Raw genomic sequence first — 21,948 nt, forward strand, 5'->3', positions numbered from 1 at the left:
TCAGGCGAAGCGGGCGCGGAGCGCCTTCTTGTCGGGCTTGCCCAGGGGACTGACGGGGATCGCATCGATGATCTCGACGGTCTTGGGGGTGTACACCGCCCCTTGCGCTCGCGCACCAACTCCCGCAGCGCCTCGACATCGACGTCGGCGCCGTCGCGGGGCACGACGACCGCCGTGACCGCCTCGCCCCACTTCTCATCGGGCACCCCGATCACCGCGACGGCGGCAACCGACGGATCGGTGGAGATGACGTCCTCGACTTCACGGGGGAAGACATTGAACCCGCCGGTCACCACCATGTCCTTCTTCCGGTCGACGATGTAGAGGAATCCCTCCTCGTCGAACCGGCCCACATCGCCGGTGTGCAACCACTCGTGCGCGGTGGCCTCGGCAGTCTGCTCCGGCTTATTGAGATACCCCTGCATCACCAGCGGCCCACGCACGCAGATCTCACCGGGTTCTCCTGCGGGGACCCGATTCCCATCGTCATCGAGCAGTGCGACGTGCACCCACGGCACCGGGCGGCCACAACTGGCGAGCCGCTCCGGGCGCTCTGCCCGGGCCTTCGCATGGTCGTCGCGATCGAGCACAGCGATGGTCATCGGACACTCGGCCTGTCCGTAGAACTGGAAGAACTTGGGTCCCATCCGGTCGATCGCCTCGGCGAGACGCGACGGCGAGATCGCCGACGCACCGTAGAAGACCGTCTCCAGGCTGGACAGGTCGTAGTCGCCGAACTTCGGGTGATCGAGCAGCGCGTACAGCATCGTCGGCACCAGCATGGTGGCGGTGATCCGGTACTTCTCGATCGCGGCGAGTACGGCCTCGGGCTCGAACCGGGGCAGCACTACCATCGAACCGCCGGACATCGCGGTGGGATTCCAGAAGGCGCCGCCGGCGTGGCTGAGCGGGGCACAGACCAGGAATCGGATCTCCTGCGGCCAATCCCATTCCGCGCGCTGAATCCGCAGCAGCGCTGCGCCGCCGGCGTAGCTGAGCATCACACCCTTGCTCTTGCCTGTGGTGCCGCCGGTGTACGCCAGACTGGCCGTACTCGACGGATCTGCGGTGTGCGCGGCCAGTGGCGCCGGATCGAAGCGCGCGGCGGCCTCGGTCAGGTCGGTGCCGACCTCGGTGGGGCCGAGGGAAAGAAGGTTCTTGAGTCCCGGAACCCTCTCCCGCAGGTCGGCTGCGCGCTGCTCGTAGATCCGCGGATCATAGATGAGGGTCTCGATGCCCGCGTCCTCCATGACGTAGACGTGGTCATCCAGTGATCCCATCGGGTGCAGCGCCGCGAAGCGGGCACCGGTGATCAGGTTGGTGGACTGGGCGATCAGTACCTCGTGCCGGTTTCCGGACAGCATGGCGACCGGGCTCCCCACACCGAGGCCGACCTCGGCGTAGGCCTGCGCGTACCGGCTGATCTCGTCCCGCACCTGCGCATAGGTCAACGTGCTGTCGCCCGCCGGTCCGGTCACGTGCACCGCAGTGCGGTCGGGGAAGGCGTCGAGCGAGTGAAGCAGGATATCGCCGGCGAGCGGCTCGCGATGCAGATCGTCCATGCAGCCACGGTAAGCCCATAAACCCTTTTCCGGCATACCCTTGCGCCAAAAAGTTAGAACATGTTTCACTCGATTGGTGACCACCGAACCGCAGACGCTCTCCGCGCCGATGATCATGTCCTTCGACTACACCCGATCGCTCGGGCCGGTGCTCAGTGCGTTCATGACCAACCTTCGCGACCGCCGGATCGTCGGCACCCGCGACGCCGCCGGGCGCGTGCATGTGCCGCCGCTCGAATTCGATCCCGACACCCACGCCCCGCTCACCGACGTGGTCCCCGTCTCGGACACCGGCACCGTGGAGAGCTGGTCGTGGAATGCGCACCCGGTCGACGGACAGCCCTTCGACCGGCCGTTCGCCTATGCCCTGATCCGGCTCGACGGTGCCGATACCTCCCTGCTGCACGCCCTCGACGTGACCGACCCCGCCGATGTGAGTACGGGGATGCGGGTCCGGGCGCGGTGGGTGGCCGATCCCACCGGCGCGATCGGCGATATCGCCGCCTTCGAGCCGGGTGAGGGCCACGGAGTACCCGACGGCACCGCCGCCGCCGAGGACCCGATCACGATCCTGACCACCCCGGTCGAGCTCCACCTCGAACACTCCGCCTCGGTGCCGGAGACCCGTTACCTACGTGCCCTCGCCGAGGGCCGGCTACTGGGCCAGCGATGCGGAAAATGCGGCAACGTCTACGTTCCGCCGCGCAACGCCTGCCCGATCGACGGTATTCCCACCACCGAGGAGGTCGACCTGCCGGACACCGGCGTGGTCACCACCTTCTGCGTGGTCAACGTTCCCTTCCAGGGGCAACGCATCACGCCCCCGTACGTGGCGGCGTACGTCCTCATCGACGGTGCCGATATCCCGTTCCTGCACCTGGTACTGGGCTGCGAGCCCGCCGAGGTCCGGATGGGCATGCGGGTACGCGCCTCATGGAAGCCGCGCGAGGAGTGGACCTGCAGTCCCGGCAACATCTCGCACTTCGAACCCACCGGCGAGCCGGACGCCCCCTACTCCAGTTACGAGAAGCACCTGTGATGTCACGACACTGCACCGACCCCGACGGCTCCGTCGCCGTCGTCGGGTACGCCGCCACCCCGTGGTTGCGCGCCGCGCAGACCACCACCAACGGCGTGGAGATGCTCATCCCGCTGTTCACCGAGGTCTTCGCCCAAACCGGTCTCACCAAGTCCGACATCGGATTCTGGTGCTCGGGCTCGTCCGACTACCTGGCCGGTCGCGCCTTCTCGTTCATCGCGGCGATCGATTCGATCGGGGCGGTACCGCCGATCAACGAATCGCACGTCGAGATGGACGCGGCGTGGGCCTTGTACGAGGCCTGGGTCAAGATCCGTACCGGGGAGGTGGACACCGCGCTCGTCTACGGCTTCGGCAAGTCCTCCGCCGGCACCCTGCGCCGCACCCTCACGATGCAGTTCGACCCGTACACGGTGGCGCCGCTGTGGCCCGATTCGGTATCGGTCGCTGCGTTACAGGCCCGCGCCGGAATCGATTCCGGCGCTTGGACCGAGGCCGCGATGGCCGAGGTGGCCGCTCGCAGCCTCACTGATGCCACCGCGAACCCCGCCGCACAGGTCGCGCGCACCGTCGATGCGACAACGCTACTGAGCGAGCCGATGTGGGCGGATCCGCTGCGCCGGCACGACATCGCTCCGGTGACCGACGGTGCCGCGATGGTCATCCTGGCCTCAGCCGACCGCGCTCGAGAGCTCCGCGAGAACCCGGCCTTCCTCACCGGTCTGGAACACCGGATCGATTCTCCGGCTCTCGGTTCACGCGATCTCACCACGAGCGCCTCATCCACCGCGGCCGCCCGCGCCGCAGGAGCCGACGGCGCCGAGATCGCCGAGTTGCACGCGCCGTTCACCCATCAGGAGCTGATCCTGCGATCGGCGATCGGGCTCGGCGAGTCGACGCGGATCAATCCGTCCGGCGGTGCGCTGGTGGGCAATCCCATGTTCTCCGCCGGCCTGGCCCGAATCGGCGAGGCCGCACGGGCCGTGTGGGACGGCAGCGCCGGAAAGGTGTTGGCCCACGCCACCAGCGGCCACGCGCTACAACAGAACCTGATCGCTGTGATGGAGGCAAAGTGAGCGCGCACCGCACCGCCGTACTCGGCACCGGCCAGACCCACCACCGCGCCAAGCGCACCGATGTCTCCATGGCCGGACTGATCCGTGAGGCCGTCGACCGCGCTCTCGACGATGCCGGTGTCGCGATGGCCGACATCGACGCGATCATCATCGGCAAGGCGCCCGACATGTTCGAGGGCGTGATGATGCCCGAGCTGTTCCTGGCCGATGCGCTCGGCGCCGTCGGCAAGCCGCTGTTACGGGTGCACACCGCAGGATCCGTGGGCGGATCGACCGCGGCGGTCGCTGCCGCACTGGTCAAGGCCGGCGTACATCGCCGTGTGCTCACCGTCGCGTGGGAGAAGCAGTCCGAGTCGAATGCCATGTGGGCGTTGTCGATCCCAGTCCCATTCACCGTCCCGGTCGGCGCCGGAGCCGGCGGCTACTTCGCGCCGCACGTGCGCTCGTACATCCGGCTCTCCGGTGCGCCCACACACGTCGGTGCGATGGTCGCGGTGAAGGATCGGCGCAACGGCGCACTGAATCCCTTCGCACATCTACACCAGCCCGACATCACGCTCGAGTCCGTCCAGGCCTCCCAGATGCTGTGGGACCCCATCCGATTCGACGAGACCTGCCCATCCTCCGACGGCGCCTGCGCGATCGTCCTCGGCGACGAAGAGGCGGCGGCGCAGTCGGAGACGACGACCGGCCGCCGGCCCGGATGGGTGCTCGCGACGTCGATGCGTACCGAACCGCTCGCCTACGCCGGCCGCGAGCACGTGAGTCCGCAGGCAGGCCGTGACGCCGCAGCCGCGCTCTGGCGCGACGCCGGAATCACCGATCCGCTCACCCAGGTCGATGCCGCCGAGATCTACGTCCCGTTCTCCTGGTTCGAACCGATGTGGCTGGAGAATCTGGGGTTCGTGGGCCCCGGCGAGGGATGGAAGCTCACCGAGGCCGGAGAGACGGAGATCGGTGGCCGGATACCGGTGAACCCGTCGGGTGGGGTGCTGTCGTCGAATCCGATCGGCGCGTCGGGGATGATCCGGTTCGCGGAAGCAGCGAAGCAGGTGATGGGCCGCGCCGGCGACTATCAGGTGGACGGTGCCCGCACCGCCCTCGGCCACGCCTACGGCGGCGGATCCCAGTACTTCTCGATGTGGCTCGTAGGCGCCGACAAGCCCGCCTGACGACCGCTCCACGACGAAGCCCCCGGGAGGTTCCCGGGGGCTTCGCTTGGTGAGCGCCTACTCGTAGGCGACCTTCCAGTGCTTGATGCCGTTGAGCCACCCGGACCGCAGCCGCCGCGGTTCTTCGATCTGCCGCAGATTCGGCATCACATCGGCGATGGCCTTGAACATCAGGTCCATCTCCAAGCGGGCCAGGTTCGCGCCCACGCAGTGGTGGGTGCCCGATCCGCCGAAGCCGACGTGCGGGTTCGGATCGCGAAGGATGTTGAACGTGAACGGATCCTCGAAGGCGTCCTCATCGAAGTTCGCCGAGGCGTAGAACAGTGCGACGCGTTGGCCCTTCTTGATCGTCTGCTCACCGAGCTGGACGTCTTCGAGGGCGGTGCGCTGGAAGACCGATACCGGGGTGGCCCACCGGACGATCTCGTCCGGTGCGGTGCGCGGGCGCTGCTCCTTGTAGATCTCCCACTGCTCGGGGAAGTCGACGAACGCCTTCATCCCGTGGCTGATCGCATTGCGGGTGGTCTCGTTTCCCGCGACGGCGAGCAGCAACACGAAGAAGGCGAACTCGTCACTGCCCAGGGCTTCGCCGTCGATATCAGCCTGGATCAATGAGGTCACGATGTCGTCCATCGGGCAGCCCCGGCGCTCCTCAGCGAGGTTCCACGAGTACCCCATGAACTCGGTCATGGCCGTCATGTAGTTGCCCTCGAACTCGGGATCGTCGTAGGCCATCATCGAGTTCGACCAGTCGAAGAGCTTCTTACGATCCTCCTGCGGCACACCGAGCAACTCGGCGATGGCCTGCAGCGGCAGCTCGCTCGCAACCTGCTCGACGAAATCGCCACCGCCGCTCTTGCGGGCCTCGTGCACGATCTGCTCGGCCCGCTCCGCGAGAGCGTCGTGCAGCGACTGCACGGCCTTGGGTGTGAAGCCACGAGAGATGATCCGGCGGGTCTTGGTGTGCTGCGGCGGGTCCATGTTGAGCAGCAGCATCCGTTGGACATCGATCTGCTCGCGCTCGATCTCGGGCCCGAACCGGACGATCGCGCCGTTCTCCCAGTTGGAGTACTGCTTCGGATTGCGGGAGATCGCCTTGATGTCTTCCAGCTTCGACACCACCCAGAAGCCGCCATCGTCGAAGCCGGTGGTCCCGGGCGGGATGTCCTGCCACCACACCGGTGCCGACTTGCGGAGCTCGGCGAATTCGGCCTCCGGTCGTCGCTCCGACCACAGGTCGGGGCTGGTGAAATCGAATCCCGCGGGGAAGTGCACGCTCACAGCGCCTCCTTCAAGCGTCTCGACCTGGGACTGGCCAGGCGTAGCTGGAACATGTTCTACTCATTGAAGCACAGCCTGGCTCCTCGTGAGCTAGATTGCTCCAGGACGCACTGTGCTCGGTATTCACAGAGGTAATCAGAGTCCATTCGCGCCGCCGAGCCCCTCGACAGGAGGCCGGATCAGCGCCACAATCGAGAACGTGCTCTACCCATCGAGGCGGAGCAGAAGGTGAGGATCGATCGGTATGGGAACCCCCGTCATCGTCGAGGCCGTCCGCAGTCCCATCGGCAAGCGCAACGGATGGCTGAGCGGACTGCATCCCGCGGAACTGCTCGGCGCCACCGTGACCTCTCTGCTCGACCGCGCAGGTGTCGATCCCGCAGAGGTCGAGCAGATCATCGGCGGCAATGTCACCCAGGCCGGCGAGCAGGCCGGCAACGTGACCCGGATCGCCTGGCTCAATGCGGGGCTGCCCGAATTGACCGGCGCGACTACCATCGATGCGCAGTGCGGCTCCGCACAGCAGGCCACCGGTCTGATCGCGGGATTGATCGCCACCGATGCGATCGCCGCGGGTGTCTCGTGCGGTGTCGAATCGATGAGCCGTATCCCTCTGGGCGCCAACCGCGGCACCGGTCTCGGCACGCCGCGCCCGGACTCGTGGACGATCGACATGCCCAACCAGTTCGAGGCCGCCGAACGGATCGCACAGCGCCGCGGCTTCACCCGCGAACAGGTGGACGCCTTCGGTGTCCAGTCACAGCGCAAGGCGCTGCAGGCCTGGTCGGAGGGCAGGTTCGACCGCGAGATCGCGCCGCTCAAAGCACCCGTGATGGCCGATGGTGCCGCGACCGGGGAGACCGCGCTGGTCAGCCGCGATCAGGGCCCACGCGAGAGCACCGCGGAGGGACTCGCGAAGCTCACACCGATGCTCGATGGCGGCCTCCACACCGCCGGAACGTCATCGCAGGTATCCGACGGCGCCGCGGCGATCCTGCTCATGGACTCCGACCGAGCTGCCGCGCTCGGTCTCACGCCCCGCGCCCGGATCGTCTCGCAGGCTCTGGTCGGCGGTGAACCGTACTACCACCTGGACGGTCCGATCCGTGCGACGGAGCGCGTGCTCGAACGCTCGGGTCGCTCTCTCAGCGATATCGACCTGTTCGAGGTGAACGAGGCATTCGCCTCGGTCGTCATGTCGTGGCAGTCCGTGATCGGCCCCGACGCCGACAAGGTCAACGTCAACGGCGGCGCCATCGCGCTGGGCCATCCTGTCGGATCCACCGGCGCGCGCCTGATCACGACGGCGCTGCACGAATTGGAGCGGCGCGACGCCTCGACCGCCCTGATCGCGATGTGCTGCGGCGGAGCTATGGCCACGGGCACGATCATCGAGCGGATCTGACGCATGCGGGTAGCGGTCACCGGCGCGGCCGGATTCGTCGGCGGGAACCTCCTGCAACTGCTCGTCGACCAGGGCCACGACGTGGTCGCGATCGACCGGATCCGGTCGCCGCACGCGCCCGAGGGCGTGCGCTGGGTCCCAGCGAGCGTTCTCGATCGGGAGGCGATGCGCGAGGCGCTCGCCGACGTCGAGGTGGTGTACCACCTGGTCGCAATGATCACGCTCCGGATGCAGGACGACGCCGCCTGGCGGCTCAACACTCAGGGCGTGGCGACGGTGGCCCGCGCGGCGCTCGACACGGGGGTGCGGAAGATGGTGCACCTGAGTTCGATCCATGCCTTCGATCAAGACCTGGTGGACGTGATCGACGAGTCCGCGCCGCGCTCCGAGCGGCCCGAGATCCCCGTCTACGATCGGTCCAAGTGGGCGGGCGAGCAGGAGCTCCGCAAGGTGATCGACGACGGTCTCGACGCCACCGTCTGCAACCCCACGGGCGTCTGGGGCCCGGCCGATCACGGCGCCGCGCTCTCGCGCCTCAATCGACTGGCACACACCGCGGCGCGCGGCCGAATGCCCGTCTTCGTCTCGAAGGCCGGGTTCGATCTGGTGGACGTGCGCGATGTTGCCGCGGGCGTCATGCTCGCCGCTGAAAAGGGACGCACAGGCGAGAACTACCTGCTGGGGGGCCAGTTCACTCCGATCATCGACGCGATGCGTCTTTCCGCCGCGGCCGCCGGCAGAACCGGCCCGCAGGTCGGTGTTCCGATCGGCGCGCTCGCGGCGATCATGCCGCTACTCGAGCCGATCAATGCCCGCCTGGGCTCGGACGTGCTGTCCAAAGCAGCTCTGGGGCCGCTGTTCGCCTCACCGCTGGTGGACATCACCAAGGCGCGTAACGAACTCGGTTACGCGCCGCGACCGATCGCGGATACCGCGGCGCAACTGGTCGAGTTCTTCACGCAGAGCGGCCGACTCCGCAGCCGGCGGACTTAACCGCACTGGACTCGGCACCACCTCGGCCGAGACGGAGCCGGCCGCGTGGATTCCCCTCCCACGCGGCCGGCTTCCTCGTCTCAGGTGCCGTAGACCGGTTCCGGCTCTGGTCCCGTGGCGATCAGCTCGCGCACCACACCACCGAGCTCAGCAGGTTCCCACCGGGCTCCCTTGTCGCGCACCGCACCGTGGCGCCACCCCTGCGCGACGGACACTTTGCCGCCCTCCACTTCGAACACCCGGCCCGTGATGTCGGCGGACTCGGCACTGCCGAGCCATACCACCAGGGGCGAGATGTTCTCCGGGGCCATCGCATCGAAGCCGCCTTCCGGTGCGGCCATGTCGTCGGCGAAGGTCACCTCGGTCATCCGGGTGCGGGCAGCGGGAGCGATCGCGTTCACGGTGATCCCGTAGCGCCCCATCTCGGCCGCGGCCTGAATCGTCATCGCGGCGATGCCGGCCTTGGCCGCGGCGTAGTTGCCCTGGCCGATGCTGCCCAGCAGTCCGGCGCCGGAACTGGTGTTGATCACTCGGGCGTCCGGCTGCCGCCCCGCCTTCGATTCGTCACGCCAGTACCCGGCGGCGTGCCGTAGCATCGCGAAGTGCCCCTTGAGGTGCACGCGGGTCACCGCGTCCCACTCCTGTTCGGACATGTTCACCAGCATCCGGTCGCGCAGGAACCCAGCGTTGTTGACCAGTACGTCGAGCCGTCCGAATTCGTCGATCGCGGTGTGCACCAACTTCTGCGCGCCTACCCAGTCGGCGACGTCCGAGGCGTTTGCGACGGCCCTGCCACCTGCGGCACGGATCTCCTCGACCACCTCACCGGCCGGTCCCGACGAGGCATCGGCACCGTCGAGTCCCACACCGTAGTCGTTGACCACCACGGCGGCGCCCTCGGCAGCGAAGGCCAGTGCATGGGCGCGGCCGATACCACGACCCGCGCCCGTCACGATGACCACGCGGCCCTCGACGATTCCAGTCATGTCTTCTCCTAGTCGTTTCGGATTCAGGCGCGGTCGGCGGTAGCCGCGGCGAGGAAGGCGGGGCGTTCGCCACCGCCGTGGACGAGCAGCGTGGCACCGCTGACGTACGAGGCCAGAGGTGAAGCGAGAAAGGCTGCACAGGAACCGATCTCCTCGGGATCGGCGAGCCTTCCCAACGGCACGGTGGCCCCGATGGCAGCGATACCGGCTTCGTCGCCGTAGTGCTGCTCCGCGGCCTCGGTGCGCACCATCCCCACATCCAGCGCGTTGACCCGGACCGCGGGCGCCCATTCGACGGCGAGGCTGGCGGTCAGCGAATCCAGCCCTGCTTTCGCCGCGCCGTACGCGGCGGTACCGGGCGACGGGCGGGTCGCGCTCACACTGGAGACGTTGATGATCGATCCCCGGCCGGCCTGCTGCATCACCGCATTCGCCCGCTGGGCCACGAGCAGCGGCGCCAGCAGATTGAGACCGATCACCTTGTCGTGGAACCGCGGTGACGCGGTGGCCGCGTCCGAGTAGGGCGCGCCGCCGGCATTGTTGACGAGCACGTCCAGACGACCGTGACGCTCGACGATGCCGCCGATCAGTGCGTCGACCTGCTCCGGCTCACGCACGTCGCAGGCCACGAAGCCCGCGGACCTGCCCTCGATCGAGATCGCGGATTCCGGGCTGTGCCGAGCGCACACCACCACGGTGGCACCGGCGCGCAGGAAGACCCGCGCGATGCCTGCGCCGATCCCGCGCACACCGCCGGTCACGAGTACTACGAGACCGTCGAGGCCCAGCGTCGGGGTGGTCGTCGTCATTGTTCCGCCTTCCCGTTCCGGCTCACCGGACAACGGTGGTAGCGTACCAAGCAATTGCTAGGTTTAGATCACGTTCTACCTGTCTACCTCGAAGGAGGCGGTATGTCCACACTGATCCGGAGCACCGTCGCGGCCCCCGGGATCCATGTGATCACGGTGGACGCGCCGCCGGTCAACGCTCTCACCGTGCAGGGCTGGTTCGACCTCGCGGCCGCCCTCACCGAGGCCGGGGCCGACCCCGATTGCCACGTCGTGGTGCTTCGTGCGGAGGGCCGCGGATTCAACGCCGGTGTCGATATCAAGGAGATCGACGCCTCGGAGGGGTACGGGGCGCTGATCGGGGCCAACCACGGCTGCGCAGCAGCCTTCTCCGCCGTGTACGACTGCGCCGTGCCCGTGATCGTCGCGGTCAACGGATTCTGCCTGGGTGGCGGTATCGGTCTGGTAGGCAACGCCGACGTGGTCGTCGCCTCCGATGACGCCACCTTCGGACTTCCCGAGGTCGATCGCGGCGCACTCGGTGCCGCAACACATCTGGCACGACTGGTACCGCAGCACCTGATGCGCACGCTGTACTTCACAGCGGGCACGGTGACCGCGCAGCAGCTGCACCATTTCGGCTCGGTGTACCGCGTGGTCCCCCGCGCCCAGCTCGACGAGACCGCGCTCGAGGTGGCCCGGTCGATCGCCGCCAAGGACACCAGGGTTATCCGCAAGGCCAAGGAGGCCATCAATGGAATCGATCCGGTGAACGTGCACACCAGCTATCGCTTCGAACAGGGCTTCACCTTCGAGCTGAATCTCGCCGGGTTCTCCGACGAGCATCGCCAGGAGTTCGTCGCGACCGGTCGGACCGTCGGCGAGGCGAGGGAGGAGAAGGCATGACCGACAAGCGAATGACGGCAGACGAGATGGTTGCCCAGCTGCGCGACGGGATGACTCTCGGCATCGGCGGATGGGGCTCACGGCGCAAGCCGATGGCCCTGGTCCGCGCCATCCTGCGGTCGGATCTCACGGACCTGACCGTGGTCTCGTACGGGGGCCCCGATGTGGGCCTGCTCGCCGCCGCGGGCAAGATCCGCCGGCTCGTCTTCGGTTTCGTGACCCTCGATTCGGTCCCGATCGATCCCAACTTCGCCCGCGCCCGGCAGTCGGGTGCCATCGAGGTCTCGGAGTGGGACGAGGGCATGTTCGCTGCGGGCCTCAAGGCGGCCGTGCAACGCCTTCCCTTCCAGCCGATCCGTGCCGGACTGGGCTCTGCGGTCATGAGCACCAACCCGGACCTGAAGACGGTGCGCTCGCCCTACTCCGATGGCGAGGAGCTGGTGGCCGTGCCGCCACTGCACCTCGACGCCTCACTGATCCACATGAATCGCGCCGATGCCCGCGGCAACGCGCAGTACCTCGGCCCCGACCCCTACTTCGACGACGACTTCGCGCTGGCGGCGGAACGCTGCTACGTCTCGTGCGAGAAGATCGTGAGCACCGAGGAGCTGGCGGCCGGTGGGCCCGTGCAGTCGCTGCTGATCAACCGCAGCGCCGTGACCGGAGTGATCGAGACGCCGAACGGCGCCCACTTCACCACCGCCGCCCCGGACTACGGACGGGATGAGAAGTTCCAGCGACACTACGCGGCGAGCGCGAAGTCCCCCGACGCATGGGCGACGTTCACCGAGCGATTCCTCACCGGCGACGAGGCGCATTACCAGGCGGAGGTGGCGGCGTGGTCCGCCGAGCAGGAGGACGCGAAATGACCGACATCACCCGCGCCGAGGTGTGCGTCACCGCCATCGCGGACCTGTTCCGCGGCGACGGCGAGATCACCGCCAGCCCGATGGGCCTGATCCCGTCGCTGGGCGGTCGGCTCGCCCGCCTGACCTTCGAACCCGATCTGCTGCTGTCCGACGGCGAGGCGTACCTCGTGGCCGACGCCGCGAACCCCTCCGCGGGGATCGAGGGCTGGCAGCCCTTCAAGAAGGTGCTCGACGTGGTGGTGCCGCACGGCAAGCGCCACGTGATCATGGGCGCCAGCCAGATCGACCGCTACGGGAACCAGAACATCTCCGCGATCGGCGACCATGCCGCGCCGTCGCGCCAGTTGCTCGGCGTCCGCGGCGGACCGGGCAACACCGTGAACAACCGCACGTCGTACTGGATTCCGAAGCACTCGACCCGGGTATTCGTCGATTCAGTCGACGTGATCAGCGGTGTCGGCCACGACAGTGCACGAGCCGCGGGTCCGGCCGCCACGCGCTTCCACGACGTCTACCGGGTGATCACCGATCTCGCGGTGCTCGGTTTCGATGCCGACGGCGTGATGACTCTGCTGTCGGTGCATCCCGGCGTTACCGAGCAGCAGGTTCGGGAGGCGACCGGCTTCGATCTGGGCGGCTCCGACGTGCCACAGACACGTCTGCCCGACGAGGTCGAACTGGAACTGATCCGCACCGTGGTCGACCCGCGGACTCTGCGCGCCAAGGAGGTTCCGGCATGACGCTGCGCACCGCGCTCACCGAGCTGGTGGGCGTCGAGCATCCCGTGGTGCAGACCGGCATGGGGTGGGTCTCCGGGGCGCATCTCACCGCCGCCACTGCGAACGCCGGCGGGCTGGGGATCCTGGCCTCGGCCACGATGACCTATCCGGAGCTGGAAACAGCGATCCGGAAGACGAAGGAGCGCACCGATAGGCCCTTCGGGGTGAACCTCCGGGCCGACGCCGAGGACGCGCAGCAGCGGGTGGAATTGCTGATCCGGGAAGGCGTGCGAGTGGCATCGTTCGCGTTGGCGCCACGCAAGGAGATGATCGCGCAGCTCAAGGACGCTGGACTGGTGGTGATCCCGTCGATCGGCGCAGCGCGCCACGCCGAGAAGGTGGCCTCCTGGGGCGCGGACGCGGTCCTGGTCCAAGGCGGCGAGGGCGGCGGTCACACGGGCGGTGTCGCCACTACCCTGCTGCTGCCGTCGGTCCTGGACGCCGTGGACATTCCGGTGATCGCGGCCGGCGGCTTCTTCGACGGCCGCGGACTGGCCGCGGCGCTAGCCTACGGAGCTGCCGGCGTTGCGATGGGGACCAGATTCCTCCTGACACAAGACAGCCGGGTCCCGGATTCAGTGAAGGCGCAGTACCTGCAGCGGGGGCTCACCGACACGGTGGTCACCACCAAGGTGGACGGTATGCCGCACCGTGTGCTGCGGACCACTCTGGTGGAGGCCCTCGAACGCTCGCGCGGGGTGGCGACACTCGCGCACGCCGCGCGGAATACGCTGCGCTTCCAGGCCCTGACCGGGGTCTCCTGGAAGGGGCTGATCGACGAGGGGCTCGCCCTGAAGAGGGGCGGTGACCGCACGTGGAGTCAGCTGATGATGTCGGCGAACACGCCGATGTTATTGCGGGCCGGCCTCGTCGAGGGCAACACCGAAGCGGGTGTGCTCGCGTCCGGGCAGGTAGCCGGAATCATCGACGATCTACCGACGGTGGCCGAGCTGATCGAACGGATCGTGGCGGAGGCCGAGGCGCGCTTGGACGCGCTCTCGAGCCTCCGCTGACCCTGCGGGATCACGCGAAGCGCATGACCTCGCTGTAGACCGTCTTCATATCGTCGAAGGCGCGCGACGAGACGGTCAGGGTGGAGTAGGCGACGGCGTCGACGCTGCCGATGCAGCCCTCGATGCTCACGCGCTTCTCACCGAACCGGACACCGAAGTTCTCGCCGGGCTTCGGCTTCTGGATCGTCTTCGAACCCACGGGCAGATACACGATGCCGCCCGGCGCGGTCTTGATGACCTGGTTCTGAGTCAGGCCCAGCGAACCGCCGACGCCGACCAGCGCCGCACCCGCGGCGGGGATGCTGCCGGCGATCGCGCCCGCGGCGCCGATCGTCTGGTTCGAGCCGATCCAGGACTCGAAGCCGCCGTCCTTGACGCCGCAGGCGACGACGTAGCCGACCTCGACGGTGGCGGCCTCGATCTCACCGGGCGCCTTGGTGATGGTGCCCTCAGCCTTGCCGTCCACGTAGGCCAGGCGCGACTTGTTGTCACCGGCCAGCGGCGGGAACAGCCTCGCCTTGAGGTCGAACAGCGCGATCTGCGCATTCACGCCCTCGGACTTGATCGTCTGCTTACCGCCCTTGACGGGGCCGGACGGATTCTGCGGGGTGATCTGAGCGGAGGCGGGCCCCACGGACATCACCGAGACGGCGCAGGCCGCGACCGCCGCAACTGCCATACCGATCTTGATTCGACGCACTTTTCCACTCCTCCATACAGGTCATTATTGAGCATGCAAAGGAAATCACGTCACCTAAGAATTTGCCAAACAGAAGCTGCACGTAGCCAGTCTTTTGCGACATAAAACACATGTCAGCGACACGCCTGCGACATCTTCATCCCGGCTTCACATGCTTGCTATCACATCGACATCGCCTCTCACCTGTGTAAACACTTGACGCCTGAGAGAACCTCAGATAACTTAATCAGATCGAGTCACGGCGTGTCGCGACAGAGGCGCGGCAATTCGGACACGAAGTGGCATCGATCGAGGTCTAAGGCCTGACGCGGTGCTAACGGAACGAGTTCGTGATCGCGCATATATCTGTCGATTGACAGGAGCGGAGGAGAAGCGTGCAGATCCTGTACCTACACAGCGGGGCCCACCCGGCCAACGTGGTGCCTCCCGAAGCGCGATTGGATGCACAGGGGCACAGCGTGTTCCTCGCGCCCGTCGGCGAACCGGTTCCCGTACGCGCACTCAGCGATGTCGGGGCAGTCATCATCGAATCCGACAACGGCGACGCCTTCGATGCCTGTCGTGAGCTGCGCCGCCTCAGCGACATACCCATTCTGATGATCGGCGGACAAGCCAAGGATGAGGTCCACACCATCACGGCGCTGACCGTGGGAGCCGACGATTTCGTGGCCCGACCGGTGTCGGACCGGGAGATCGATGCGAGGTTGCGTGCGATTCGACGCCGCGTCCGCTCGACCGGATCCTGCACACTCACCTGCCGGACGCATGAGGCGGGCGGCACTCCGGCCAGCGGCACAGTAGTGATCGAGCAGAGCGGGCTGTCGATCGATCCGACCACGCGCAGCGTCTCCCTCGATGGCGATCCGGTCCTGCTGACCACGACCGAGACCGGACTTCTGCTCGCCCTCGCGGCGCGGCGCGGCGTCCCGCAGTCGCGCGACTCACTGCTGCGCCAGGCCTGGGGACACGACTATCTGGGACGCTCGCGCATCGTCGACAACGCGGTGCAACGGCTGCGGTCGAAGATCGACACACCCAAGTGGCACCACGTCCACAGTGTCCGCGGATACGGGTACGTTCTGCGGTGAGGCGAACGGATGTCAGAGGCGCTCGATGATGGTGACGTTCGCCGTGCCGCCGCCCTCGCACATGGTCTGCAAGGCGTAGCGACCGTCCCGCCGTTCGAGCTCGTGCACCAGAGTGGTCATCAGTTTCGCGCCGGTCGCACCGAGTGGATGCCCCAGCGCGATACCGCCCCCGTTGACATTGACCTTCTCGTGCGCGATGCCCAACTCGTCCATCCACGCGAGCGGAATCGATGCGAACGCCTCGTTGCACTCGAAGAGGTCGATATCGCCGACGGACAGGCCCGTCTTCTCCAGGGCGTACTTGGTCGCGGGAATCGGACCGGTGAGCATCCACACCGGATCGGCCGCGCGGACCGAGATGTGATGCACACGTGCACGGGGGCGAAGCCCGTGCGCGTCGACGAACCGTCCCGAAGCGACGACCAGAGCCGCCGCACCATCGGCGATCTGGCTCGCGACCGCCGCGGTGATGGACGATCCCTCAGCGAGCGGTGGCAGGGACTCCATTTTCTCTAAAGAGGTACCCCGACGCGGCGTTTCGTCGACCGCGAAACCGCCGACCGGTGCGATCTCGGCGGCGAATCGGCCACCGTCGATCGCGTCGATTGCCCGCTCGTGACTGTCCAGCGCGAACTCCTCCATCCGACGCCGGCTGATCCCGCACTTCGTGGCGATCATGTCGGCACTGGTGAACTGCGAGACCTCCACGTCACCGTACCGCTCTCGCCATCCGATCGACCCCGAGAACGGGTCGTCGAATCCGTAGTCCTTTCCGGCCAGCATGGCGGCGCTGATCGGAATGGCGCTCATGTTCTGCACTCCCGCGGCCACCACTGCATCCGCGGTACCCGAGAGCACCGCCTGGGTCGCGAAATGCACTGATTGCTGGCTGGATCCGCACTGCCGATCCACTGTTACCCCGGGCACGTGCTCGGGCAGTCCGGCGGCCAGCCACGCCGTCCGGGCGATATTGCCCGACTGCGGACCGATGGTGTCACAGCACCCCATGATCACATCGTCGATCAGAGCGGGATCGACGCCCGATCGTTCGATCGTGGCGCGGAGCACGTGGGCGCCCAGGTCGGCGGAGTGCACGTCGGCCAGCGAACCGCCTCGCTTCCCGGTGGGCGTACGCACGGCGTCGAGGATGTAGGCGCCGTCAGGAGTCGCGGTCATGTTTTCTCCCTTGTGGATTCGTTCGGACCGGCGATGCCCCGTTCGAGGATGCCGAGGTACTGGGCGGCGACAGCATCGGAGGTCAGCGCCCCACCGGGGCGATACCACCGCACCGCTACCCAGACCGTGTCGCGCAGAAACCGGTACGTGACGTCGATATCGAGATCGTTGCGAAAGTCTCCGGATTCGACTCCGCGAGTGAGAATATCGCGCCACATGGCCCGGAACTCCTCAAGCCGATCAGCGATGTAGGCGAACCGCTCGACGTGTGCGAGCGACCGCGCCTCGGCCTGATAGATGGCCACTGCCTCGGGATCCGCGTCGATGGCGTCGAAAGATGCGATCACGCATCCGCGCAGCTGGTCCCGCGGACTCGAGCCGGAGTCGAGCACCGCGCGGTAACGAGTGAACAGTCGATCCAAGAAATCGCGCAGGATGTCGTCGACCATCGATTCCTTCGAATCGAAATGGTGGTAGAGGCTACCCGAGAGGATGCCGGCCGCATCAGCGATATCGCGGACCGTGGTCGCGCGATAGCCGTTCTCGGCGAACAGCCGAGCACACACCGCGAGGAGTTCCGCGCGACGAGTCGAGGCGTCCGGCCTAGGCATGCTGACTGCTCACCGAGAGCACCTCCCCCGTCAGATAACTCGAGTACTCCGACGCCAGAAAGACGATCACGTTCGCCACCTCCCAGGGCTCCGCCGCACGGCCGAAGACTTCACGGCGCGAGAGTTCGTCGAGCAATTCGTCCGAGGTCACCTTCGCCAGGAAAGGGTGCATCGCGATGCTGGGCGAGACCGCGTTGATCCGTACGCCGTGCGGAGCGGCATCCACGGCGGAGCAGCGGGTCAACGCCATCACGCCCGCCTTCGCGGCGGCGTAGTGCGCCTGCTCGGCCTGGGCACGCCAGCCGATCACCGAAGCGTTATTGACGATCACTCCGCCGCCGCCCTGTGTGATGAAGCGGTTGATCGCGGCGCGGGTGGCGCGGAAGGTGCCGGTAAGCGTCACGTCCAGCACCCGCGACCACTGCTCGTCGGTCATGTCCTGAACCGCAACGCTGCCTCCAAGTCCGGCATTGTTGATCAGCACGTCGACCCGCCCGAACCGCCCCGCTGCCCCGTCGAGCAGGCCCTGCACCTGTTCCTCGATCGTCACATCGCAGGTGATGGCATGAACGCGGCCGCTGAAGTCGGCGTCGAGCTCGTCCGCCTTCTCTGACAGCCGCCGCTCGTGCCAGTCCGAGATCACTACGCGCGCGCCCTCTTCCAGGCATCGCTTGGCGGTCGCGGAGCCGATGCCGGTACCGGCTGCGGCGGTGACAACGACGACGCGGTCTTCGAGGATGTTGCGGCCCCTGGGGTAGGGCGGTGCGGGGATCGCGGGTACGGCGGGCGGACGGTCGCTGCTCACGGTCGGGCCTCTCTCGGCAGGCCGAGCACGCGCTCGGCGAGGATGTTTCGCTGGATCTCGTTGGAGCCGCCGTAGATGGTGTCGGCGCGGGTGAACAGGAACAGGCGCTGCCAGTCATCGAACTCGGGATCGGCGAGCAGGCCGGCGGCTCCGCGCACCGCCATGGCGATCTCACCGAGCCGGCGGTGCCAGTTGGCCCACAACAGCTTCGCCACCTCGGCGGTGCCCGTCTCGGCGGATCCCAGGGTGCGCAGCGCGTGGGCGCGCATCACATCGAGTTCGGTCCACGCGCGGCGCAGCGATTCGGCGATCTCCGGGCGATCGACCGCGCCGCTGTCGATCGCGAGGTCGGTCAGATGCTGCAACTCGCGGCGGAAACCGAGCTGCTGCCCGAGGGTGGCCACGCCGCGTTCGAAGGCGAGCGTGCCCATGGCGACCCGCCAGCCGTCTCCGGGGTCACCCACCACGTTGGCGGCGGCGGTGCGCGCACCGTCGAAGAAGACCTCGTTGAACTCCGACGTACCCGTGAGCTGGACGATGGGACGGACCTCGATGCCGGGTTGGTCCATCGGGACGAGCAGATACGAAAGCCCCCTGTGCCGGACGCTCCCCGGCTCCGTCCGCGCCACCACGAAGCACCAGTCCGCGACGTGTGCGAGCGACGTCCACACCTTCTGGCCCGAGATCACCCACTCGTCGCCTTCGAGCCGTGCGGTGGTGCCGACGTTCGCGAGGTCGGAACCGGCACCCGGCTCGGAGTATCCCTGGCACCAGAGTTCCCGGACCTCGCGGATCGCCGGGAGGAACCGCTGCTTCTGTTCGGTACTACCGAACGCGATCAGTGTGGGCCCCAGGAGCTCCTGACCGAGATGGGAGACCTTGGCCGGCGCCTCTGCGCGGGCGTACTCCTCGTGGAAGATCACCTGCTGCGCAAGCGTCGCACCGGCTCCGCCGTACTGTGCGGGCCACCCCACGCAGTTCAGCCCGGCCGCGGCCAGGTGCCGCTCCCACGCCACCCGCTCGTCGAAGAACTCGTGTTCACGGCCCGGGCCGCCGGCTCCCCGCAGCCCGGCGAACTCGCCGGCGAGATTCGTCGCCAGCCACTCCCGGATCCGCGCGCGGTAGTCCGCGTCGGATTCGCCCATCGCCGTGGCCACCGCACTCCCTTCCGATTACCAAGCGATCGCTTGGTGGAATCAGGTTACATAGAAACCACCGGCACTGTAACGTGTTCTACCAAGCACTTGCTAGGTAGGAGGCTTTTCGCATGTCGGGCACCATTGCATCGGTCCTGCACACCGCCGTCGAGCGGTTCGCGGACCACCCCGCAGTGGTCGACGGGGATCTGCGCATCAGCTACGCGTCGCTCCGCGATCGGTCGCGGTCAGTGGCGAAGGCATTGCTCGCGGAGGGAGTGCGACCGGGAGACCGGGTGGCGATCTGTGCGCCGAACGGCCACGAGTGGATCGAGGCCGCCCTCGGCCTCGCCACCATCGGTGCGGTACTCGTACCGGTGAACACCCGCTACACGGGTCCGGAGATCGTTGATCTGCTCGAGCGCACCCGCGCCCGCGCCTTCGTCGTCGCCGGCACGTTCCTCGGCGTCGACCGCCTGAACCTAGTACACCAGAGCGCCGGGGGACTGCCCGAAAACGTCGCGACGGTGCTGCGCCTGCCCGAGTGGGACTCGTTGGCCGCGCGCGGATCCGGCATCACCGACACGGAACTCGACGTTATCGGCGCCGAGGTCACTCCGCAGTCACCATCGGACATCTTCTTCACTTCCGGTACGTCGGGCCGGAGCAAGGGCGCGGTGAGCACGCATGCGCAGACGCTCGCGAATGCGGCGAACTGGGCCGAACTCGTCGGCGTCACCGACACCGACCGTTACCTGATCCTGAGCCCGTTCTTCCACATCTTCGGATACAAGGCGGGCATCCTGGCGGCACTGCAGCGCGGCGCAACGATGTATCCCGCGCAGACCTTCGATGTGGTTCAGGCCTTCGATCTCATTCACCGCGAACGCATCTCGGTTCTCCCGGGCGTACCGACGATCCATCAGATGATGCTCGACCATCCGGACCGTGAGAAGTACGACCTGTCCAGTCTGCGCGCCGCGACCACCGGCGCCGCCACGATCCCGGTGGTACTCATCGAGCGGATGCGCGACGAGCTGCGGTACGACCGCGTGCTCACCGCGTACGGGCTCTCCGAGGCACCCGTGGTCACGATGTGCCGGGCCGACGACGATCCCGCCGTCATCGCCACCACATCGGGCCGGGCGGTGCGCGACATGCAGGTGCGGATCGCCGACGATGGCGAAATCCTGGTACGCGGTCCCAACGTGATCGCGGAGTACTTCGAAGATCCGGATGCCACCGCCCGAGCCTTCGACGCCGACGGTTGGTTCCACACCGGCGACGCCGGGAGCATGGACGAGGCGGGCAATCTCCGGATCACCGACCGGATCAAGGACATGTTCACCAACGGCGGCTTCAACGTCTATCCGGCCGAGGTGGAGCAGGTGATCGCGCGGATCGAGGGGGTTGCCGAGAGCGCCGTCGTCGGCGTCCCCGAGCCACGGCTCGGCGAGGTGGGCAAAGCCTTCGTGGTACTCACCGGGAGCCGCGAGCTCACCGAGGATGCGGTGATCGCGCACTGCCGCGAGTCGCTCGCCAACTTCAAAGTCCCTCGCAGCGTGGAATTCGTCAGCGAACTTCCCCGCAACGCAACCGGAAAGGTGCTCAAACGCGTTCTCCGCGGCGAGCCCGATCCCGCACCAGGAGAGAAGAATCGATGACCGACAACCCGACGCCCGCAACCGACGAGACCGAGGTGGTGACCTACGAACTCCGCGGACCGGTCGCCGTGGTCACGATGAACCGGCCCGAGTACCGCAACGCACAGAACTCCGCGATGACGTACGCGCTCGATGCCGCTTTCGTCCGCGCCGTCGAGGATCCAGCGGTCAAGGCGATCGTGTTGGCGGGAGCGGGGAAGCACTTCTCCGCCGGACACGATATCGGAACCCCGGGCCGCGATGTGGACACCCATTTCGAGAACAAGGCGGTGCTGTGGTGGGACCACGTGGGCCGCGATGGCGGCGACCTGCGGTTCGCCCGCGAGACCGAGGTGTACCTGGGCATGTGCCGGCGGTGGCGGGAGATCCCGAAGCCGGTGATCGCCTCCGTCCAGGGTGCCTGTATCGCCGGCGCGCTCATGCTCGCCTGGAGCTGCGACCTGATCGTGGCCTCCGAGGATGCCTTCTTCTCCGATCCGGTGGTGCGCATGGGCATTCCCGGTGTGGAGTACTTCGCTCATCCGTGGGTGATGGGTCCGCGGGCCGCGAAGGAGTTCCTGTTCACCGGCGACCGCTTCTCCGCGCAGCAGGCGAAGGAGTGGGGCATGGTGAACCGGGTGGTACCGCGCGACGAACTGGAAGAGGAAACCCTCGCACTGGCCGAGCGGATCTCGGAAATGCCGAGCTTCGGCCTGGCATTGACGAAGAAGGCCGTGAACCAGTGTGAGGACCTGATGGGAATGCGCGCCGGGATGGACTCGGTGTTCGGACTGCATCATTTCGCCCACGCCCACAACGCCGAGATGTCGGGCGGCGATTCTCTCGGCGGCCAGGACGCCAAATCGATGGCCTCCGGAGCCCGCAGCGCCGCACCGCGCGATGCGACCGGGAAGGCTTAG

20 protein-coding genes and 1 pseudogene are annotated in these 21,948 nt (G+C 67.3%); 12 read left to right on the top strand and 9 right to left on the bottom strand.

Going from position 1 to position 21,948, the window contains the following annotated elements:
• A pseudogene (locus TPAU_RS19085) lies at window positions 1–1,562 on the bottom strand (AMP-binding protein).
• Between the two features lie 109 nt (window positions 1,563–1,671).
• Between TPAU_RS19085 and TPAU_RS19090 the strand changes: the two are divergent.
• From TPAU_RS19090 to TPAU_RS19100, 3 genes are read left to right on the top strand one after another with little or no spacing between them, the layout of a single operon-like run.
• Entirely contained in the window at window positions 1,672–2,601 is a 930-nt protein-coding gene (locus TPAU_RS19090) for a Zn-ribbon domain-containing OB-fold protein (protein ID WP_049826017.1), read from the top strand.
• Window positions 2,601–3,677 carry a thiolase domain-containing protein gene (locus TPAU_RS19095; RefSeq protein ID WP_013128390.1) on the top strand — a complete coding sequence of 359 codons (1,077 nt, stop codon included), beginning with the start codon at window positions 2,601–2,603 and terminating at the stop codon, window positions 3,675–3,677. The genes TPAU_RS19090 and TPAU_RS19095 overlap by 1 nt, the downstream gene beginning before the upstream one ends.
• Complete coding sequence (locus TPAU_RS19100; protein ID WP_013128391.1) at window positions 3,674–4,849, top strand: thiolase domain-containing protein; 1,176 nt, start codon at window positions 3,674–3,676, stop codon at window positions 4,847–4,849. Before TPAU_RS19095 ends, TPAU_RS19100 begins: the two co-directional genes overlap by 4 nt.
• A gap of 57 nt (window positions 4,850–4,906) precedes the next feature.
• Here TPAU_RS19100 and TPAU_RS19105 read toward each other — a convergent pair whose 3' ends face one another.
• On the bottom strand, window positions 4,907–6,130 hold the full coding sequence (locus TPAU_RS19105) for a cytochrome P450 (protein WP_013128392.1): 1,224 nt from the start codon (window positions 6,128–6,130) through the stop codon (window positions 4,907–4,909).
• A 244-nt stretch (window positions 6,131–6,374) separates the two neighbouring features.
• Here TPAU_RS19105 and TPAU_RS19110 point away from each other — a divergent pair, with 244 nt between their 5' ends.
• Both TPAU_RS19110 and TPAU_RS19115 read left to right on the top strand, forming a co-directional pair.
• The gene (locus TPAU_RS19110; RefSeq protein WP_013128393.1) at window positions 6,375–7,535 is read left to right on the top strand and encodes a steroid 3-ketoacyl-CoA thiolase; all 1,161 of its coding nucleotides are present in this window, start codon (window positions 6,375–6,377) and stop codon (window positions 7,533–7,535) included.
• Between the two features lie 3 nt (window positions 7,536–7,538).
• The gene (locus TPAU_RS19115) at window positions 7,539–8,528 is read left to right on the top strand and encodes an NAD-dependent epimerase/dehydratase family protein (protein ID WP_013128394.1); all 990 of its coding nucleotides are present in this window, start codon (window positions 7,539–7,541) and stop codon (window positions 8,526–8,528) included.
• Window positions 8,529–8,608: 80 nt separating this feature from the next.
• On the opposite strand, the gene TPAU_RS19120 is transcribed toward TPAU_RS19115, so the two are convergent.
• Both TPAU_RS19120 and TPAU_RS19125 read right to left on the bottom strand, forming a co-directional pair.
• Window positions 8,609–9,514 (bottom strand): SDR family oxidoreductase, encoded by a 906-nt coding sequence (locus TPAU_RS19120; RefSeq protein WP_013128395.1) that lies wholly within the window; start codon window positions 9,512–9,514, stop codon window positions 8,609–8,611.
• A 23-nt stretch (window positions 9,515–9,537) separates the two neighbouring features.
• Window positions 9,538–10,323: an SDR family oxidoreductase gene (locus TPAU_RS19125; RefSeq protein ID WP_013128396.1), complete on the bottom strand. Its 786-nt coding sequence runs from the start codon at window positions 10,321–10,323 to the stop codon at window positions 9,538–9,540.
• 102 nt (window positions 10,324–10,425) lie between these two features.
• Between TPAU_RS19125 and TPAU_RS19130 the strand changes: the two genes are divergently transcribed.
• Genes TPAU_RS19130 through TPAU_RS19145 form a run of 4 tightly spaced genes read left to right on the top strand, consistent with a single transcriptional unit; the run spans window position 10,426 to window position 13,869 of the window.
• Window positions 10,426–11,208, top strand: coding sequence for an enoyl-CoA hydratase family protein (locus TPAU_RS19130; RefSeq protein ID WP_013128397.1), 783 nt, complete (start codon window positions 10,426–10,428; stop codon window positions 11,206–11,208).
• Complete coding sequence (locus TPAU_RS19135; protein ID WP_013128398.1) at window positions 11,205–12,077, top strand: CoA transferase subunit A; 873 nt, start codon at window positions 11,205–11,207, stop codon at window positions 12,075–12,077. The genes TPAU_RS19130 and TPAU_RS19135 overlap by 4 nt, the downstream gene beginning before the upstream one ends.
• The gene (locus TPAU_RS19140; RefSeq protein WP_013128399.1) at window positions 12,074–12,817 is read left to right on the top strand and encodes a CoA-transferase subunit beta; all 744 of its coding nucleotides are present in this window, start codon (window positions 12,074–12,076) and stop codon (window positions 12,815–12,817) included. The genes TPAU_RS19135 and TPAU_RS19140 overlap by 4 nt, the downstream gene beginning before the upstream one ends.
• Complete coding sequence (locus tag TPAU_RS19145; RefSeq protein WP_013128400.1) at window positions 12,814–13,869, top strand: NAD(P)H-dependent flavin oxidoreductase; 1,056 nt, start codon at window positions 12,814–12,816, stop codon at window positions 13,867–13,869. Before TPAU_RS19140 ends, TPAU_RS19145 begins: the two co-directional genes overlap by 4 nt.
• Before the next feature lie 10 nt (window positions 13,870–13,879).
• Here the strand turns inward: TPAU_RS19145 and TPAU_RS19150 are convergent, their stop codons facing one another.
• The gene (locus TPAU_RS19150; RefSeq protein WP_013128401.1) at window positions 13,880–14,569 is read right to left on the bottom strand and encodes an MspA family porin; all 690 of its coding nucleotides are present in this window, start codon (window positions 14,567–14,569) and stop codon (window positions 13,880–13,882) included.
• Between the two features lie 374 nt (window positions 14,570–14,943).
• Between TPAU_RS19150 and TPAU_RS19155 the strand changes: the two genes are divergently transcribed.
• Complete coding sequence (locus TPAU_RS19155; protein ID WP_013128402.1) at window positions 14,944–15,657, top strand: response regulator transcription factor; 714 nt, start codon at window positions 14,944–14,946, stop codon at window positions 15,655–15,657.
• A gap of 12 nt (window positions 15,658–15,669) precedes the next feature.
• Here the strand turns inward: TPAU_RS19155 and TPAU_RS19160 are convergent, their stop codons facing one another.
• From TPAU_RS19160 to TPAU_RS19175, 4 genes are read right to left on the bottom strand one after another with little or no spacing between them, the layout of a single operon-like run.
• On the bottom strand, window positions 15,670–16,833 hold the full coding sequence (locus TPAU_RS19160) for an acetyl-CoA C-acetyltransferase (protein ID WP_013128403.1): 1,164 nt from the start codon (window positions 16,831–16,833) through the stop codon (window positions 15,670–15,672).
• A complete protein-coding gene (locus TPAU_RS19165) occupies window positions 16,830–17,444 on the bottom strand; it encodes a TetR/AcrR family transcriptional regulator (RefSeq protein ID WP_013128404.1) in 615 nt (204 codons plus the stop codon). Before TPAU_RS19165 ends, TPAU_RS19160 begins: the two co-directional genes overlap by 4 nt.
• Window positions 17,437–18,249 carry an SDR family oxidoreductase gene (locus tag TPAU_RS19170; protein ID WP_013128405.1) on the bottom strand — a complete coding sequence of 271 codons (813 nt, stop codon included), beginning with the start codon at window positions 18,247–18,249 and terminating at the stop codon, window positions 17,437–17,439. Before TPAU_RS19170 ends, TPAU_RS19165 begins: the two co-directional genes overlap by 8 nt.
• A complete protein-coding gene (locus tag TPAU_RS19175; protein WP_013128406.1) occupies window positions 18,246–19,394 on the bottom strand; it encodes an acyl-CoA dehydrogenase family protein in 1,149 nt (382 codons plus the stop codon). The genes TPAU_RS19170 and TPAU_RS19175 overlap by 4 nt, the downstream gene beginning before the upstream one ends.
• A gap of 122 nt (window positions 19,395–19,516) precedes the next feature.
• On the opposite strand from TPAU_RS19175, the gene TPAU_RS19180 reads away from it, so the two are divergent.
• Complete coding sequence (locus TPAU_RS19180; protein ID WP_013128407.1) at window positions 19,517–21,049, top strand: FadD3 family acyl-CoA ligase; 1,533 nt, start codon at window positions 19,517–19,519, stop codon at window positions 21,047–21,049.
• Window positions 21,046–21,948 (top strand): enoyl-CoA hydratase, encoded by a 903-nt coding sequence (locus TPAU_RS19185; RefSeq protein ID WP_013128408.1) that lies wholly within the window; start codon window positions 21,046–21,048, stop codon window positions 21,946–21,948. The genes TPAU_RS19180 and TPAU_RS19185 overlap by 4 nt, the downstream gene beginning before the upstream one ends.

It is taken from the genome of Tsukamurella paurometabola DSM 20162 (genome assembly GCF_000092225.1).
Taxonomy (GTDB): Bacteria; Actinomycetota; Actinomycetes; order Mycobacteriales; family Mycobacteriaceae; genus Tsukamurella; species Tsukamurella paurometabola.

Coding starts and splice junctions, on each gene's coding strand:
- TPAU_RS19130 (WP_013128397.1), top strand. CDS start 10,426: ATGTCCACACTGATCCGGAGCACCGTCGCGGCCCCCGGGATCCATGTG.
- TPAU_RS19140 (WP_013128399.1), top strand. CDS start 12,074: ATGACCGACATCACCCGCGCCGAGGTGTGCGTCACCGCCATCGCGGAC.
- TPAU_RS19090 (WP_049826017.1), top strand. CDS start 1,672: ATGATCATGTCCTTCGACTACACCCGATCGCTCGGGCCGGTGCTCAGT.
- TPAU_RS19160 (WP_013128403.1), bottom strand. CDS start 16,833: ATGACCGCGACTCCTGACGGCGCCTACATCCTCGACGCCGTGCGTACG.
- TPAU_RS19135 (WP_013128398.1), top strand. CDS start 11,205: ATGACCGACAAGCGAATGACGGCAGACGAGATGGTTGCCCAGCTGCGC.
- TPAU_RS19180 (WP_013128407.1), top strand. CDS start 19,517: ATGTCGGGCACCATTGCATCGGTCCTGCACACCGCCGTCGAGCGGTTC.
- TPAU_RS19120 (WP_013128395.1), bottom strand. CDS start 9,514: ATGACTGGAATCGTCGAGGGCCGCGTGGTCATCGTGACGGGCGCGGGT.
- TPAU_RS19185 (WP_013128408.1), top strand. CDS start 21,046: ATGACCGACAACCCGACGCCCGCAACCGACGAGACCGAGGTGGTGACC.
- TPAU_RS19165 (WP_013128404.1), bottom strand. CDS start 17,444: ATGCCTAGGCCGGACGCCTCGACTCGTCGCGCGGAACTCCTCGCGGTG.
- TPAU_RS19095 (WP_013128390.1), top strand. CDS start 2,601: ATGTCACGACACTGCACCGACCCCGACGGCTCCGTCGCCGTCGTCGGG.
- TPAU_RS19125 (WP_013128396.1), bottom strand. CDS start 10,323: ATGACGACGACCACCCCGACGCTGGGCCTCGACGGTCTCGTAGTACTC.
- TPAU_RS19115 (WP_013128394.1), top strand. CDS start 7,539: ATGCGGGTAGCGGTCACCGGCGCGGCCGGATTCGTCGGCGGGAACCTC.
- TPAU_RS19110 (WP_013128393.1), top strand. CDS start 6,375: ATGGGAACCCCCGTCATCGTCGAGGCCGTCCGCAGTCCCATCGGCAAG.
- TPAU_RS19145 (WP_013128400.1), top strand. CDS start 12,814: ATGACGCTGCGCACCGCGCTCACCGAGCTGGTGGGCGTCGAGCATCCC.
- TPAU_RS19175 (WP_013128406.1), bottom strand. CDS start 19,394: ATGGGCGAATCCGACGCGGACTACCGCGCGCGGATCCGGGAGTGGCTG.